The organism is Zunongwangia sp. HGR-M22 (assembly GCF_027594425.1).
Classification (GTDB): Bacteria; Bacteroidota; Bacteroidia; order Flavobacteriales; family Flavobacteriaceae; genus Zunongwangia.
Genome location: NZ_CP115159.1, coordinates 419,282 through 435,735, shown reverse-complemented (window position 1 = coordinate 435,735; position 16,454 = coordinate 419,282). Strand labels below are relative to the sequence as shown.

The 16,454-nt window shown below is 35.5% G+C and carries 17 protein-coding genes; 2 read left to right on the top strand and 15 right to left on the bottom strand.

Annotated features, from left to right (window positions below; translation table 11 throughout):
- Positions 1-203 precede the first annotated feature (203 nt).
- Positions 204-2,246, top strand: coding sequence for a thioredoxin domain-containing protein (locus PBT91_RS01890; protein ID WP_270060123.1), 2,043 nt, complete (start codon positions 204-206; stop codon positions 2,244-2,246).
- 71 nt (positions 2,247-2,317) lie between these two features.
- On the top strand, positions 2,318-3,211 hold the full coding sequence (locus PBT91_RS01885) for a mechanosensitive ion channel family protein (RefSeq protein WP_270060122.1): 894 nt from the start codon (positions 2,318-2,320) through the stop codon (positions 3,209-3,211).
- Between the two features lie 9 nt (positions 3,212-3,220).
- On the opposite strand, the gene tsaB is transcribed toward PBT91_RS01885, so the two are convergent.
- From tsaB to cyoE, 15 genes are all read right to left on the bottom strand, one after another.
- Positions 3,221-3,883, bottom strand: a complete 663-nt coding sequence (tsaB, locus tag PBT91_RS01880; protein ID WP_270060121.1) for a tRNA (adenosine(37)-N6)-threonylcarbamoyltransferase complex dimerization subunit type 1 TsaB — start codon at positions 3,881-3,883, stop codon at positions 3,221-3,223.
- A gap of 19 nt (positions 3,884-3,902) precedes the next feature.
- A complete protein-coding gene (locus PBT91_RS01875; protein ID WP_270060120.1) occupies positions 3,903-5,183 on the bottom strand; it encodes an efflux RND transporter periplasmic adaptor subunit in 1,281 nt (426 codons plus the stop codon).
- Between the two features lie 91 nt (positions 5,184-5,274).
- Positions 5,275-6,717, bottom strand: coding sequence for a TolC family protein (locus PBT91_RS01870; RefSeq protein ID WP_270060119.1), 1,443 nt, complete (start codon positions 6,715-6,717; stop codon positions 5,275-5,277).
- Positions 6,718-6,778: 61 nt separating this feature from the next.
- Positions 6,779-7,897 (bottom strand): efflux RND transporter periplasmic adaptor subunit, encoded by a 1,119-nt coding sequence (locus PBT91_RS01865; RefSeq protein ID WP_270060118.1) that lies wholly within the window; start codon positions 7,895-7,897, stop codon positions 6,779-6,781.
- 29 nt (positions 7,898-7,926) lie between these two features.
- Positions 7,927-9,192 carry an ABC transporter permease gene (locus PBT91_RS01860; protein ID WP_270060117.1) on the bottom strand — a complete coding sequence of 422 codons (1,266 nt, stop codon included), beginning with the start codon at positions 9,190-9,192 and terminating at the stop codon, positions 7,927-7,929.
- A gap of 1 nt (position 9,193) precedes the next feature.
- A complete protein-coding gene (locus tag PBT91_RS01855) occupies positions 9,194-10,441 on the bottom strand; it encodes an ABC transporter permease (RefSeq protein ID WP_270060116.1) in 1,248 nt (415 codons plus the stop codon).
- Positions 10,434-11,135: an ABC transporter ATP-binding protein gene (locus PBT91_RS01850; protein ID WP_270060115.1), complete on the bottom strand. Its 702-nt coding sequence runs from the start codon at positions 11,133-11,135 to the stop codon at positions 10,434-10,436. Before PBT91_RS01850 ends, PBT91_RS01855 begins: the two co-directional genes overlap by 8 nt.
- Positions 11,136-11,244: 109 nt before the next feature.
- A complete protein-coding gene (locus PBT91_RS01845; RefSeq protein WP_270060114.1) occupies positions 11,245-11,484 on the bottom strand; it encodes a hypothetical protein in 240 nt (79 codons plus the stop codon).
- Positions 11,485-11,495: 11 nt separating this feature from the next.
- Positions 11,496-12,035: a DUF420 domain-containing protein gene (locus tag PBT91_RS01840; RefSeq protein WP_270060113.1), complete on the bottom strand. Its 540-nt coding sequence runs from the start codon at positions 12,033-12,035 to the stop codon at positions 11,496-11,498.
- Positions 12,032-12,772: an SCO family protein gene (locus PBT91_RS01835; protein WP_270060112.1), complete on the bottom strand. Its 741-nt coding sequence runs from the start codon at positions 12,770-12,772 to the stop codon at positions 12,032-12,034. Before PBT91_RS01835 ends, PBT91_RS01840 begins: the two co-directional genes overlap by 4 nt.
- Positions 12,773-12,795: 23 nt before the next feature.
- Positions 12,796-13,437, bottom strand: coding sequence for a hypothetical protein (locus tag PBT91_RS01830; RefSeq protein ID WP_270060111.1), 642 nt, complete (start codon positions 13,435-13,437; stop codon positions 12,796-12,798).
- A gap of 85 nt (positions 13,438-13,522) precedes the next feature.
- Complete coding sequence (locus PBT91_RS01825; protein ID WP_270060110.1) at positions 13,523-13,888, bottom strand: cytochrome C oxidase subunit IV family protein; 366 nt, start codon at positions 13,886-13,888, stop codon at positions 13,523-13,525.
- A gap of 20 nt (positions 13,889-13,908) precedes the next feature.
- Positions 13,909-14,889 (bottom strand): cytochrome c oxidase subunit 3, encoded by a 981-nt coding sequence (locus PBT91_RS01820; protein ID WP_270060109.1) that lies wholly within the window; start codon positions 14,887-14,889, stop codon positions 13,909-13,911.
- A 49-nt stretch (positions 14,890-14,938) separates the two neighbouring features.
- A complete protein-coding gene (locus PBT91_RS01815; RefSeq protein WP_270060108.1) occupies positions 14,939-15,520 on the bottom strand; it encodes a cytochrome c oxidase subunit 3 in 582 nt (193 codons plus the stop codon).
- Positions 15,511-16,413: a heme o synthase gene (cyoE, locus tag PBT91_RS01810; RefSeq protein WP_270060107.1), complete on the bottom strand. Its 903-nt coding sequence runs from the start codon at positions 16,411-16,413 to the stop codon at positions 15,511-15,513. Before cyoE ends, PBT91_RS01815 begins: the two co-directional genes overlap by 10 nt.
- Positions 16,414-16,454 lie beyond the last annotated feature (41 nt).

Below are 16,454 nucleotides of genomic sequence, written 5' to 3'. Positions count from 1 at the left end.
GTCTTTCTTTTTTTTCAAATTAAAAGCGCTCCAAGGTTACCAAAACTTTAATTAATTACTGCCCTCAAAATATAGGCTTTGTACTGATATTGAGAGACAAATATAATGATCTCACCTTTAGATTGTCATTACGAACGTGAAGTTATCTAAACTTCATTGCACCAAAACTTTTAAATTTTACTACCTTTTATTAAAAATAGGTTATGGAATCCCCGCAGTTTACTAATGATTTAATAAATGAAAGTAGTCCGTATTTGCTTCAGCATGCCCATAATCCAGTGGATTGGAGAGCATGGAATAAAACGGCATTACAGGAGGCAAAACAGAGTAATAAGCTAATTATTATAAGTGTTGGCTATTCGGCTTGTCACTGGTGTCATGTAATGGAGCACGAAAGTTTTGAAGACGAAGAGGTTGCTGATATCATGAATGCGCATTATGTTTCTATAAAGGTAGATCGTGAAGAACGACCAGATATCGATCAGGTTTATATGCAGGCCGTACAAATAATGACCGGACGTGGTGGCTGGCCAATGAATATTGTGGCGCTACCAGACGGCAGGCCTGTTTGGGGCGGCACTTATTTTAGAAAAGAACAATGGATAAGCGCCTTGCGCCAAATTAGACAGATTTACGAGAAAGAGCCAGCGCAATTAACTAATTATGCTGAAAAACTTGAAGAAGGACTACACCAATTAAAGACTCTTGAAATTGATGAAAATGACGTAGAATTCTCTCAGGATCATTTGAAGAATTTTTTAGAAATCTGGAAACCATATTTGGATACTAAACTTGGAGGTAATAAAAATGCTCCAAAATTTATGATGCCCACTAATCTGGATTTTTTACTGCGATATTCTTATCAATTTCAAGATACCCAGTTAAATGATTACGTTCTTCACACACTAAATAAAATTTCTTTTGGAGGAATATTCGACCATGTGGGCGGTGGTTTTTCCAGATATGCTGTAGATGCAAGATGGCATGTTCCGCATTTCGAGAAAATGCTTTATGACAATGCACAACTGCTAAGCGTTTACAGCAAAGCTTATAAACTTACTCAATATCCATGGTTTAGAGAGATTGTTGAAAAAACAGCCCTATTTATCGAAAATGAGCTTACAGATAGTTCGGGAGCATTTTACTCTGCTCTGGATGCTGATTCTGAAAATGAAAGCGGAAAACAGGAAGAGGGCGCTTACTACACCTGGAAAAAAGAAGAACTTCAGAAGTTATTAACTTCAGATTACAACTTACTTGCTTCTTATTTCAACATCAATGAAAAAGGATATTGGGAAAACGGAAATTATATTCTTTATAAAACCGAAGACGACAAAAGCTTCGCCAAGAAACATCAAATCTCGCTAGAGGAACTTCAAAATAAAAAAGAGAAATGGACTGGTATTCTTTCAGAAGCACGAAAAAAAAGAAAAAGGCCAGGTCTAGACGATAAAACACTTACTTCTTGGAACGCAATGACGATTACAGGTTTTTTGGATGCTTATGCTGCTACGGGAATTACCAGGTTTTTAGAAATTGCTAGTACGAATGCCAATTTTATAATTGAAAAACAGTGTGGTTCAGATTTTAGATTATACCATTCTTATAAAAACGGAAAGAGTAAGATTAATGGCTATCTTGAAGATTACGCATTTACAATAGAAGCTTTAGTTAAGCTCTATGAGGTTACATTCGATAAAAAATGGATCGATCTGGCGAAAAAGATGCTTCAATATAGTATCAAAAATTTCCATAATGCCGAAAATGGACTTTTTAACTTCACATCTTTAGAAGATGATCCATTAATAAGTACCCCGGTAGAATTCACCGATAATGTAATACCTGCTTCTAACTCAGTAATGGCTAATAATTTATTCAAGCTAAGTAAATTATTGACGAATATGGAATATCAGGATATCACCGTTAAAATGCTTAAAGTTATTTCAGAAAAAATCGAATCCTACCCTATGGGATATTCTAACTGGCTTCAACTATATATGAATATGAGTAATCCTTATTACGAGGTTGCAATTCTTGGCAATAAAGCAATGGAGTATAAAACTGAAATTCAGAAAAATTACAATCCTAATTTGATACTTTCAGGAAGTAAAGTAGAAAGCGACTTGCCTTTACTTGCCAACAGATTTATTAACGGAAAAACCCAAATATTTTTATGCGAAGAGGGCAAATGCCAGCTACCCGAGCAAAATTTAACGAGCGTTTTGAATAATATACAGCTGGTTTAACAAAACTTAAACGAGAATTTCTCGCATTTACTCAAAAAAATTATTCTATTTGTGAAAACTACTAAAAAACTATGAATAAATTAAACGACTTTTCTGCTCTAGCGAAAGAATACGCTAAAAAATTTATTGATTTTCTACCCGACTTAATTGCAGCTATTTTAATCCTAATTATCGGTTTTTGGATCGTAAAAAGGATAATAAAATTCATGAAAAATGCACTGCAAAAAAGAGAATACGATCCTGCTTTAGAAGGTTTCCTTGCTACATTGGTAAACTGGGCTTTAAAAATATTGGTAATTATTGTTGCCATCTCCCAAGTAGGCATAGAAACAACCTCTTTAGTGGCCATTCTTGGTGCTGCAGGTTTAGCTATAGGTCTTGCATTACAGGGATCTTTATCAAACTTTGCAGGAGGAGTTTTGATTATCATCTTAAAACCTTTTAGAATAGGAGATTGGATTGAAGCTCAAGGAGTTTCTGGTAGTGTAAAAGAAGTAAATCTTTTTTATACTAAGCTAGATACCTTCGGAAATCAGGAAGCTGTAATTCCAAATGGTAGCTTGGCAAATGACAACATTGTAAACTATACGGTAAACGGTGTTCGTCGCGAAAATATGACTTTTGGTATTTCTTATGACGACGATATTAAGAAAGCTAAAGAAGTATTGATGAATCTTGTAAAAGAACAGGAAGGTATCGAAGCAGATCCTGCACCACAGGTATTAGTTGGAGAACTTGGTGACAACTCGGTTAATTTTTATGTGAGATATTTTGCATCCAATACTGTATTTTGGGACCTCCACTGGTATATGCTAGAAGAAGGTAAGATAAGATTGGAAGAAGCAGGTATGACCATTCCTTATCCACAAAGAGATGTTTATCTTTACGATCAAACAAAAATGAGTGGGACTGTTTTAAAAGAATCAGAAAAATCTAAAGACAGTTCTGAAGACAAAGAACTATAAGACAGCAGATTATCCTGCTACAAAATCCTTCAAATAATAAGGCTCAAAATAAGCGACATCTTCCATGTCGCTTATTTTGTATTTATCAAAGGCTATAACACACATTTCTTTTGCTGAAGGAAGCTTATCTTCTATAAAAACACCATTAGGATGCTCACAAATTTCTTTGAATTTTGCAACTCCGTTCCCAATGAAATAAACTTTTCCTTTAGACAATTCTTCCGTAAATGATTCTTCAGAAAGTATTTGAGCTTTTGTTTCTCTAACTTGGTTAAATGCTGAATCGAATACTGCGGAATATACTTCCATTCTTCGAGCATCCAGCATTGGGATAATCTGCTCCTGTGATTGTGGAGCTACTTTTTTAGCCAAAGCAGTTAAAGTAGGCACTGAAATTAACGGAATATCCTGAGCAAAACATAAACCTTTTGCGGTAGAAACACCTATTCTTAATCCAGTATAAGACCCGGGGCCTTTACTTACGGCTACAGCATCAAGATTATTGATTTCAAGATTATTTTCTTTGAGTATCTGATCAATAAAAACATGAAGCTTTTCGGCATGCGAATAGCCTTTACTGTTATCTTCTTTTAAAGCAATTAATTTACCATCTTCACACAAAGCAACCGAACAGTTTGTGGTTGCTGTTTCCAAACAAAGAATTATAGCCAAAATTTTAATTTTTTAAACTCTAGTCTTCGCTGTTACCGCTATTTGAGACCTCAACTTTATCTCCAGACTTAAGAGTTTTTGTTACCACATTATAAGGACCGGTAATTACGGTTTCTCCTTCTTTCAGACCTTCTGTAATCTGAATGTTAGCATCGTCCTGAACACCGGTTTTTACAACGCGCAATTTAGCTTCTTCTCCATTCTTAACAAAGACACACTCATAAAGTTTAGAAGGGTCTGTTTCTTTTGCTGAAGCTGGCACTGACCCTGTTTTGGCAGAGGTTGTATCAGATTTTACAACAATAGCACTAATTGGCACTCCTATTACGTTATTCTTTTGGTTTGTGATAATATCTACGGTAGCCGTCATGCCCGGTCTAAAAGGCGAATAATTCTCGTCTCGCCCTTCTAAAAGATCTTGGTAAGATTCTTCTAAAATTCTTACTTTCACTTTAAAATTGGTTACCTGGTCTGTTGTTAATTCACTATCTGCAGAATTAGAAATTTCGGTTACCACTCCTCTAAATTCTTTTCTCAGGTACGCATCAACCTCAACTGTGGTAGAATCTCCTACTTCAACTTTTACGATATCATTTTCATTAACATCAACTTCAACTTCCATATTAGAGAGATTGGCTACTCTCAAAATTTCGGTACCTGCCATCTGTTGTGTTCCTACAACTCGTTCACCTAATTCAGCATCTAATTTAGATATAGTTCCACTCATTGGAGCATAAATGCTAGTTCTACCTAAATTATCCTGAGCTTCGGTCACAGTCGCCGCTGCGCTTTGCATGCTATAGTAAGCAGACTCTTTATTTGCTTCTGCTACTTCGTAATTAGATACTATACCATCCCACTCAGCTTTCGAAATAACTCCTTTGTCGAATAAAGTTTTGTTACGCTCATAATCGGCTTTTGCTTGTTTTAAACTAGCCTGAGATTGTGCATAATTTGCACGAGTATTCTCCATACTAGCTTGAGAACGTTGCAAGCTCGACTGGTAAAGATCTGGGTTAATTTTAACCAAAAGATCACCTTTTTCTACCTGTTGCCCTTCTTTAATAGGAAGCTCAATAATTTCTCCTGAAACTTCAGAAGATAATTTAACCTCTACTTCGGGCTGAATTTTTCCGGTAGCAGATACCGTTTCTACAATATCCAATGGTTTAATTTCCGTAACTTCGATCTGCTTAAAATTACCGCTCTTACCGAACATTCCCGATTTTTTCCCTACAACAAGTAATACAATTAGCAATACTACTACACCAAGAATGATAAAAAGAGTTTTCTTTTTCATTTATAAAATTTTTAAACGCAATCATTTTTAATCATCAATCGTAGATGATCTATTATCTATTATTACTGTAAATCTCCCAACTGGGGTAAATTTAAAATCGTAAATCTGAAACCGGAACTCCAAAGTAAAGCTCCAGTACTTTTAATTTGAAAATATAATCATATTTAGCACGAATCACCTCGCGTTGTGCATTTTCAAAACGTAACTTAGATTGACTAAAATCAAAAGCATTTGTTAATCCTACATCGTAACGTTCTGTAGCATATTCGTTAGCTTGTTCCTGAGATTCTGCTGCAACTAATGCCGCTTCGTAAGCTTCAAAAGCACCAGAGGCATCTACGTAAGCTTGATAAACATTTGCTTCAAGATCTAGCTCTGCCTGTTCCAATTGATATTCTGCTCTACGCGCATCTACCTGGCTTCTTCGTACCTGGTTTCTGGTTGAAAATCCATTAAATACAGGAACGCTTAATTGAAACCCATAAGAAATACCATCATTTAACCATAACTGATCGATAAAAGGACGTGGACCTATCACTGTTGGAACCGCAGGATCACTAGTCTCTGTCACAACAGGCTCTCCTGTAGATTCTACGTAACCAATCTCTGTAATTGAAGTTCCCGGAGGATCAAAATATTCAATTCTATTTGCTCCTGTCTCTCTGGTATTATAATTTACAAAAGCCCCTAAAGTTGGCATATAAGCTCCACGCGCAATTTCAACGTTTTGTTGAGCAATTTCTTTATTTGCCTCTGCAATTTTAATTTCAGAACGTTCTTCTTTTGCTCTTTCAATAATATCGTAAACTGAATTATTTAAAATCTCAGCTCCAAAAATATCGTAGTCATACTCTACAATATCGAAGTTTTCATAATCTTTAATTAAAAGCATTTGCGCCAGGCTAATTAAAGAAATCCTTATGTTATTTTGAGCTACAATAATACGTTGTCTTTCATCGGCATCTGTTGCCTTAATTTCTAAAAGATCCCCTCTTGGCAAAGATCCTGCATCTACCAGCTGTTGCGTACGCTCTAATTGCTCTTGTGTGACTTCATTTTGAGATTTTAAAACCTCTAGATCCTGTTTTGCAAAAAGCACCTGTAAATATGAGTTTGCAACATTAAGCGTAATATCATCCTGCATCTTATCGAGCGAATACTGTGCTGAAAGCTTAGCTAATTTTGCACGCTGTAATTGCTTGTAATTACGAAGGCCATCAAACAAATTGATGCTTGCTGTTACCCCTGCAGAAAAGTTTCTTGTAGTCTGATTCTGAAGCACCCCCGTGGTTACATTTTGGGTTAGACCTGTATTCCAAGAGTTACTGGCATTACCATTTATCGCCGGTAAAAGATTACCTATCGCATCTTTTTTATCGATTTCTGAAGCTTCCACATCAAGCTCAGATTGCTTTACAGAGATATTATGCTCCAAAGCATATTCTACACATTCTTGTAAAGTCCATTTTTTCTCCTGTGCGTTGGTGATGAACCCAACGAAAAGTAAAATGGTTAAAAAACTAAATTTCTTCATAATTAATATTGTAATTGATATGTCTAATGAAAAGTTGAGATGTTACAAAAACTATTATTTTTTAATTCGTAGCAACATTTTGTGCGGGTTTCAGTTGATTCCAAACCTTAATTTTAGCGTCTTTATCAATTCCGCTTTTTACTTCTACATGAATACCATCGCTAACGCCAAGTTGAATGTTTTTGCGCTCAAATTGTTGATTTCCGGTTTCAATTTCTACATAAGGCTGTTGTGAATTGGAGTCAAACTGAACCAGGGCCTCTTTTATAGCAAGAACATCTTCAGCCTTTTCAAGAATTATGGAAGCATTTGCACTAAGACCTGCTCTAATAAAAGTAGCATCAGCTTTATCTAAAGTTCCCTTAATTTCAAACTGAATCGCGCCATTTTCCTCTACTCCTTTTGGGGCGATATAATCTAAAACAGCATCGAAAGTTTTATTTTCGATCGCACCAACGGTAACTTCAAGAGGCAAACCTTCTTTTATTTTCCCTACTTCACTTTCATCAACCTTTCCTTCAAAGATCATTTTATTTACATCAGCTAAAGTTGCTAAGGTAGTTCCGTCGTTAAAATTATTAGATTCGATTACCTGATTTCCCGTTTTCACCGGCACATCTAAAACCATCCCGGTTACTGTACTTCTTATTAAAGTATTGGCAGCAACACCTATCCCGCTTGTTGTTCCTGTTTTTACGATCTCAAAATTTTGTTGAGCAGATTTATAATTTTGTTCTGCTCTTTGATAGGCAACTTCAGTATTATCAAAATCGTTTGCAGAGATTACTCCTTTATCAAATAAAAATTTTTGACGATCATAGAGCTTCTTTTGATTATCTAAATTGATCTTTGCTGTAGCTACTGCATCCTTTGCACTTTGCAATGAAGTTACATTTGGGATCACTCTAATCCTAGCAATTAAGTCTCCCGCCTCTACAGATTCTCCCGCTTCAACATAAATTTCATCAATAATTCCGCTAATATTAGGCTTTATTAGGATCTCTTCTAACGGTACTATATTACCTGTAGCCACTGTTTTCTTGGTTATTGTTTGAGTTGATGGTTGCTCGGTTTGATAAACTACAGGATCTTCTTGACCTTTTTGAAAGTAGTAATACAGCGAACCCAAAAAGCCTATAAAAATTATGGCTAAAATAATGATGGTAACTGTTCTTTTCATTTTTGATTGTATTTATCTTAGGTTTGATTCTATTCGGTTCTTAAAGCGTCTACCGGCTTTATTTTAATTGCGTTTTGCGCCGGGATTAATCCTGCGAGTAATCCTGAAATCACTAAAATTGCCAGCGCAATTAATACCACGCCAATATTTACTGATGGATTTGCAAACATCATTTCTGAAGTATCCACTCCTTCTAAAACTTTATTGATGATGAAAATAACGATGGTAGAAAGTATGATACCTACCATCCCTGAAACAATCGTTAAGAATATGGATTCCAATAAAATTTGCCCTCTAATATTCCAGGGACTTGCACCTAAAGCTCTTCGAACTCCGATTTCATTAGTTCGTTCTTTTACTACAATAAGCATGATATTACTAATCCCAATTATACCAGACAACAACACCAAGGTACCCACAAAATAAGCTACAAATCGAAGTGCAACAAACAATCCGTTTATCCGGCTATACTCTTCATATAAATCAAAATTCCCTACTGCTCTATCATCATCTGGATGCAGCGTATGTCTTGTTTTAATAACATTAAAAATTCGGTTTTTAAGCTCGGTAATAGAATGATCGTCATCTGCGGTAATTGCCATCCAACCCACAACATCCCCCATATTAAAAGCCTGGGAATATGCTGAAAAAGGCACGTAAATTTCCTTTTGCTGCTCTTCTATATCTCCGCCGCCGCTTCCTTTTTTCTTATAGGTGCCAATCACCATAAAGTTGACCCCGTTAATTTTGATGTATGAGCCTAAAACTTCTTCATCTAAATCGTACAAACCATCTTTTACCCCCTCACCGATAACTGCTACTTTTCTCTTTTCTTCAATATCCGAGTAATTAAGAAATCTACCGGAAGTTATATCCATTGGCTGTTGCTTTATAATTTCAGGATAATCGCCATACACATTGTAAGCACCGCTATTAAGACCTCGCACAACATTATTAGCTCCTCCAAAACCACCTAGTTGATTTCTGGGTGAGACAATTGACAAGCCGGGAACATTTTCTTTTATAGCCTCAACATCACTTGTTTTAAAATTATATTCTCTTCCCTTAGGAAGCCCTTTGTAGGATTTGGAAACAGTTCTGGACCACATAAACATAGAATTTGTTGCCATATCTCCAAATCCCTGCTTCACTCCATTTTCTAAGCCTTTACCCGCCGCCAGAAGTATTACCAGTATAAAAATCCCCCATAATACACCAAAGGCGGTAAGCAGTGTTCTAAACCAATTGGAGGTTAATGCTTCTATAATTTCGTCCCAGCGATCTCTACTAAACATATTATTCGTCTCTTAAAGCTACAATTGGTTTTATTCGTGCTGCTCTGTATGCAGGAAAAAAACCTGCTAAAGCACCCGCAACTATCAATATTACAACTGTAGATAGCGCAACGTTAAAATCAACCGTTGGGTTATACAAAAAATCTGTTTGAATTAAAGGACCTGCTAGATCCAACAAAATTAATCCTGCAATTAATCCCGTTAATCCCGCAAAGGAGGTTACAAAAATAGATTCGTGAAGCACCATCCCTATAATCGAAAGTGGCTCGGCTCCCAAAGCTTTTCTTACACCAATTTCTCTAGTACGTTCTTTGACGATAATTAGCATTATATTACTTACACCAACCACACCGGCAATAATGGTACAGATACCCACTCCCCAAAAGAATATCTTGATCATCCCCATAAGATCATAAAATCGCTTAGTATTCTCTAGCATATTGTTTACTCTTATGGCACTGTTATCATCTGGAGCTACCGTATGCTTTCCTTTTAAATAGGTTTCTACCTTATCCGTGAAGCTGTTTGACGCTGCAAGCGCTTCTTCGTAAGTATCTTTAGGTTCTAATGTAAAACTTAGTAAATCGATATTATTAGCACCACTAAAAACTTTTTGTGCTGTTTTGATTGGAACAAAAACCCGACTTTCTTCTCTTTCTCCACCGGGATCGGTATAAACACCAACTACCTGAAATTTGATTCCTGAAATTTCTACGTATTGTCCAATAACATCATCTGAATCCTTGAAAAGATCGAGCTTTACACGATTTCCGATTACGGCTATTTTCGTTGATTCCTCAATATCTTTATGATTAAGAAACCGTCCTTGGACCATACTACTATTTTCGAGAAATTGATAATCTGGATAAACGCCTTCTACTCTGTAAGAACCAGACTCTTTACCATAAGTAATCATACCAGACCAAATACGATAGATTGAAGAATTAAGTTCTAATTCGTTTTTGTTATCCCGTTTTGTAAACTCGTAATCTTCATTTTTCATTTGAATTTGACGGCCAGGATTCAAACCTTTGTATTCTTTGGTAGTTACCCCGGGATAAACATAAATCACATTGGCAGCATCAGATTGAAATTCTTTTTCAATACCATGCTTCATGCCTTCACCAATACCAAGAAGAATCACAAGAATAAATATTCCTGAAGCAACTGAAAGCCCGGTTAAAAACGTTCGCAATTTATTCTTGCTTATCGTTTCGAATATTTCCTGCCAACGCTCTAAATCAAACATTCTGTAAAGCTCTTACCTGATTAACTTTAGTATCATCGATAATTAATCCATCTTTTAGATTAACAATTCGCTTGGTCATTTCAGCAATATCATGCTCGTGTGTTACGATAAGAATAGTTCTTCCCTCATCGTTTATTTTTTGGATAAGATCCATGACCTCGTAAGAAGTTTTAGTATCTAAGGCTCCGGTAGGTTCATCTGCTAAAAGCACTTTGGGATCACTTGCTAAAGCTCTGGCTATTGCTACTCGCTGCTTCTGCCCACCAGAAAGTTGATTTGGCAGGTGATGCATCCACTTGGCGAGGCCTACTTTCTCTAAATAAGCTTCAGCCCTATCCATTCGCTCTCCACGCTTTATCCCTTGGTAATAAAGTGGAAGCGCAACATTATCTACTGCAGATTTGTAATTGATAAGATTGAAAGATTGGAAAATAAATCCCAAAAACTTGTTTCGGTAACGAGCAGCTATTTTTTCGTTTAGATTTTTAATAGCCACACCATCTAATGTATAGGATCCTTCGTCTGCTTCATCGAGCATACCAAGAATGTTAAGCAGCGTAGATTTACCAGATCCTGAAGAGCCCATAATAGAAACGAGTTCCCCTTCAGCAACATTAAAATTTATTCCCTTTAAGACATGCAGAGAATTGTTTCCTGTTTTATAAGATTTGTGTAAATCTTTAATTTCGATCATAACATTTTGATTGATGGTTAGAAGCAAAATGAATGCCTTTAACCATAAGACTAAAATCTTTACAAAATGTTACAGAAATTTTTAAAATTATTAAGAAAAAGAATTTGATTTAAGACTGCGACTTACTTTTTCTATAAGAGCGGTAAATATAGTATCCCAAACCGCCAACGAGTAAATAAGGAAAAACCATTAAATAAAGAATACCATCATTAATGCCTTCAGCAGCGTTTTGAGAAGCTTCACTTTCTAAAACAGCTCTACACATTGCACATTGGGCATTAGAAACCACAGGAATAAATAGTATTATTAAAAACGAAATTATCCACTTTTTGTTAGCTCTTATATTCATATTAAAGTTGTTTAATAATACGGAAACATAAAAACGTAGACCAAAACACCGGTTATGGCCACATAAAGCCAGATAGGAAAGGTCCACCGCGCTATTTTCTTGTGCTTTTCATATTCTGCAGTCAAACCGCGATACATCGTAAATAACACTAAAGGAATTATTATTGCTGAAAGTGCTATGTGTGTTATTAAGATGAAAAAATACACATACTTAAGCATTCCCTCACCTCCATAATGTACGGGCTCATTACTAATTTTGGAAATCACATAACTTACTAAAAATATGGATGACAAAAGAAATGCAGTGATCATTACATTTCTATGAAGTTTATACTCATTTATCTTCATAAAAAAGTAGCCCATAAGCAGTAAAACTGCCGTAGATCCATTCAGCACAGCATGAAACAACGGAAAAGTTCCGGATTCTGTTCCTAAAAGATTATACCTTTCGGGCAAGTTCATTAAAATAAGCACCACTATTGGGATTAAAACCGATAGTGCGATTATAACAGGAATTGCTATTTTGTCTGTTTTAGTTAAAGCTTTTTTCACAACAATGTTTTGATATCTTCAATTAACATATCGATTTGAGGTTCTTCTTCACCTTCAGCAATCGATTTATTTCTTTCTACAAATCCTCTATAGTAAATTAAAGGATTCCCAAACTTATCTTTTCTTGATCGTATATAGCCCTCTTTATCGATCAAAGCAAACATTCCAGAATGTATAAAACCTCCCTTTACGCTTGGATCTTCTCCTGCATAGGTTTGAAATCCTGCGTTGGCCAATTTATAAATATCGTCACGATCTCCCGTCATTAAATGCCAGTTTGGATTGCTTACACCATAGCGATCGGCGTATTCAGCTAAAACTTCAGGCGTGTCATGATCTGGATCTATTGAAAAAGAAGCTATACCAAATTGATCTTCGTGAGATTTTAATTGATCCTGAACTTCAACAAGATTCTCGCTCATTATAGGGCAAATTGTTGGACAGGTTGTAAAGAAAAATTCTACAACGTATACTTTCCCTAAATAGTCTTGATTACTGATGGTATCACCATGCTGATCGATAAATTCAAAATCTGGCGCTTTTCTTTTTTCTCCATTCAATTCAACAAAACCAACCTCGGGCGATTTTTTTGATTTTTTCTTTGTTCCTTCTTTGTTAAGTCGATCTGCAGATACGACCTCACCATCTTTAACCCTATCAATAATTTTAGGAATAAAAATAATCCCGAAAATTAAGATAACAATGGTTACACCTATGTACGAATATTTCTTCTTCATTTTACCGAATTTCTATTATAATCCTAATAATCTCGATCTGCATTATTCTTTTTTAAAGCCAATCTGTATTCCGCTAAAATCACCTTAACATCATCATTCATTTTATTGGTTAGTTCAGCAATATCCCTAGAATCATAACCATAAAGATCTTTACCGTCATCATCATCTCTACCACGTAAATTACCAGCTTTATCTACAATAAAAACGTAAGGAGAATATAATTTATCAGAAAGTTGATAGGGACTTTTGAAGCTTTTAAATACAGCTTTAATTTCTTGTGAGGAACCAAAGATAAATTTCCATTCTTCTGCATTAGTTATGCCTTCAAATTCTTTTGCAAAAGCTTCAGCATCTTTTCTTGCGCTTTCAGGCAGTATGATTACAAATTGAAAATCGTCGAAACCATAATACTTCTCTAAGATTTTCTTATCCAAATTAAAGGTATTTCCTCTAAACTCTTCAAGATTACTCCCGAAGAAGGCTACTACACTAATATGCTCTCTTAAGGCAACCGCATCCCCATTATAGGTAGACAAATTGGAAATTTCTGTCACATTCTCTGTTAATACCGGCAACTTGGCAAAATTATTCTTACCTGAGGCAAAAAAAAGATAGGCTATAATCGGGAGTGCAAAGAGTACTGTAAGTACAAAAAATTTCTTCATAACAGCAATTCAGAAAAGGAGTACAAAAATAAAAAGACGGTTTTACAAAACCGCCTTTTCTTAACATTTTAACTTTTGGATTATATTAAAAATCCCAAGCTATATAACCGTTTTCATATACTTCGTAAATATATCCTCCTTCGGTTAAAAGTATAAAGATTAAATATATTGCTAAAAAGATACCAGACCAAACTACGGCTCTTCTTAAGCCTTTAGTTTCGTGTTCCATGTGCATAAACGCCCATGCTATATAGTATGCTTTGTATAAGGTTAGAATAATAAATATCCAGTTTAATAGGTGCATACCTATTACCGTTGTTTCAGTTAAAAAAGGAGGTCTTAAAATCCCCAATATCACCTCCACAATGGTTACTACTGAAAGAATTGCAAATACCTGCCATATTCTTTTTGTACTTGATTCGTGCTGATGTGCTGTATTATCGTGTGCCATAATCTCTTCGCTTCAAAAAATTAAACAAGGTAAAAGAAAGTAAATACAAATACCCAAACTAAATCTACAAAGTGCCAGTATAAACCAACCTTTTCTACCATTTCATAACTTCTTCTTCTCTCATAAGTTCCAACAATTACATTGAAGAAGATAATAACATTAATTATTACTCCAGAAAGTACGTGAAAACCATGAAAACCGGTAATAAAGAAAAAGAAATCTGCGAATAAAGGTGGACCATATTCATTCTCTGTTAAATTAGCGCCCTCAACAATACCAACTGCATTATTATCTAACCATTTTTGAGAATCCCCTCTGGATAAAATGTTTTTTTCTCCTTCTTCGTTAAAATCTAGAGTTCTTATGAATAAATTATCGTTAGCTGCGAAGCCTTCTTTTATTTCTTCTAGTGTAAATTCAGAAACTGTTGATTCACCTTCAAACCAAACACCGGTGTTGTTGGCATGAGTTACTCTTTCTCCTTCGTGTGCTACTGCAATATCTTCTAAAGCTACTCGATGACCTTCACCATCTACAAATTGAAGAATTTTACCTCCTTTAGTTTTTAGAGCTCCATATTCTCCCTGAATAAAATTAGTCCACTCCCATGCCTGAGAACCAAGGAAGATCAATCCTCCAATAATGGTTAAAAACATATAAGTAGTCACTTTACCCTGTTTCATTTGATGACCAGCATCTACAGCTAGCACCATTGTAACAGAAGAGAAAATAAGAATAAATGTCATTAATGCAACGTAGTACATTGGTGCATCTACCCCATGTAAAAAAGGAAAGTGATTGAAAACCTCATCGGGTATTGGCCAAGAATCTGCAAATTTGAATCTGGAAAACCCATAAGCTGATAAAAAACCTGTGAATGTAAGTGCATCGGAAAGGATGAAAAACCACATCATCAACTTACCATAGCTGGCTCCAAGTGGCTGGTTACCACCGCCCCAAGTTTTACCTTCGGTACCTGTTCTAACAACAGTAGCGTCCATAAGAAGAAGTCATTTAATTTTAAGTGATGCGCAAAAATACGCAATTTTATTATCTAAAGAAATATAAAAAGAAAAACAGGTAAACCCACAGTAGATCAAGGAAGTGCCAAAAAGTTGCACCAAGCTCTAATCCAAGTGTTTGCCCGTTGTAGTAGCGCTGTTTAAAATGATTATAAATTAGCACTAAAAGCACAACCAAACCTCCCGCCAAGTGGGCTAAATGCGCTAAAACCAACACATATATAAAACTTGTCGTAATTGTACTTTCACTACCAGTAAAATAATAGCCTTCTTCTACAATACTTGCAAAACCCTGAAATTGAAACACTACAAAGACAGAAGCTAAGACTAAAGTACCAATTAAAAAAGCAGTACCATTAGTTCTATTTCCTGCAATTATATTCTTTTTCGCTAAAAACATCGTGATACTACTAACCACAATAACAATAGTACTCCATATGAAAGATTTAGGTAAATCAAATTCCGTAAGCCAATCAGGTCTACTTTTACTCACTACGTAAGCACTCGTAAGACCTGCAAACATCATTACCATACTAATTATAGCAAACAGAAGCATCATCTTTTTTGCACGATTCTTTCTATCTTTCTCACTTCCTCTTGTTAAATCCATTCTCTTATAAATTTATCCAAAACATAAACAATTTGTAATAAAGTGATATACGAAACACTAGCAAGCATCAAACGTTTTGCTGCTTCTGCCGTTTTCAATTTATAAAGTTTTAGCGCATAATAAAGCATCCCCAATCCTAGAATTAAAATAATAATTCCCGAAACCGGTGTAAGATATAATCTACCTGTCACACCAAATACCGGTATCAAAGAAACTAATATTGTCCAGACTGTATACAAGATAACTTGTATTGCTGTTCCCTTATCTCTTTTACCAGTGGGAAGCATAAAGAATCCTCCCTTTTTATAATCATCATATAACCACCATCCAATTGCCCAAAAATGCGGGAATTGCCAAAAAAACTGGATCATAAATAGTGTACCTGGCTCGATACTAAAATTACCCGAAGCTGCTACCCATCCTAACATAAAAGGAATTGCACCAGGAAAGGCCCCAACAAAAACAGATAATGGTGTTTTAGTTTTAAGCGGAGTATAAATACTTACATATAAAAATATACTAATACCGCCAAACATGGCTGTTTTAGGGTTAATAATATATAGCACTACTAATCCCAAAATAGTAAACAGGCTTGCGATAATAAAAGCACTGGTAATCGACATTCTACCTGCGGGAATAGGGCGATTTTTTGTCCTATTCATCAATGCATCAAGATCCCGTTCAATTATCTGATTATACGCATTAGATGCACCAACCATGAGGTATCCCCCAATAGCAAGAAGAAGTACCGTTACGAAATCAACAGTTTCAGCACCTAAAAAATAGCCAGCAACAGAAGAAAAAACCACACTAATTGCAAGACGCATTTTGGTTATTTCCTTAAAATCCGATAATATTGAAGTGGAAGTACTATGTACGCCTGCGCTGCTCAAAAACTACTTTTTACAATTGGCGCAAAGATACTCCTTAATTA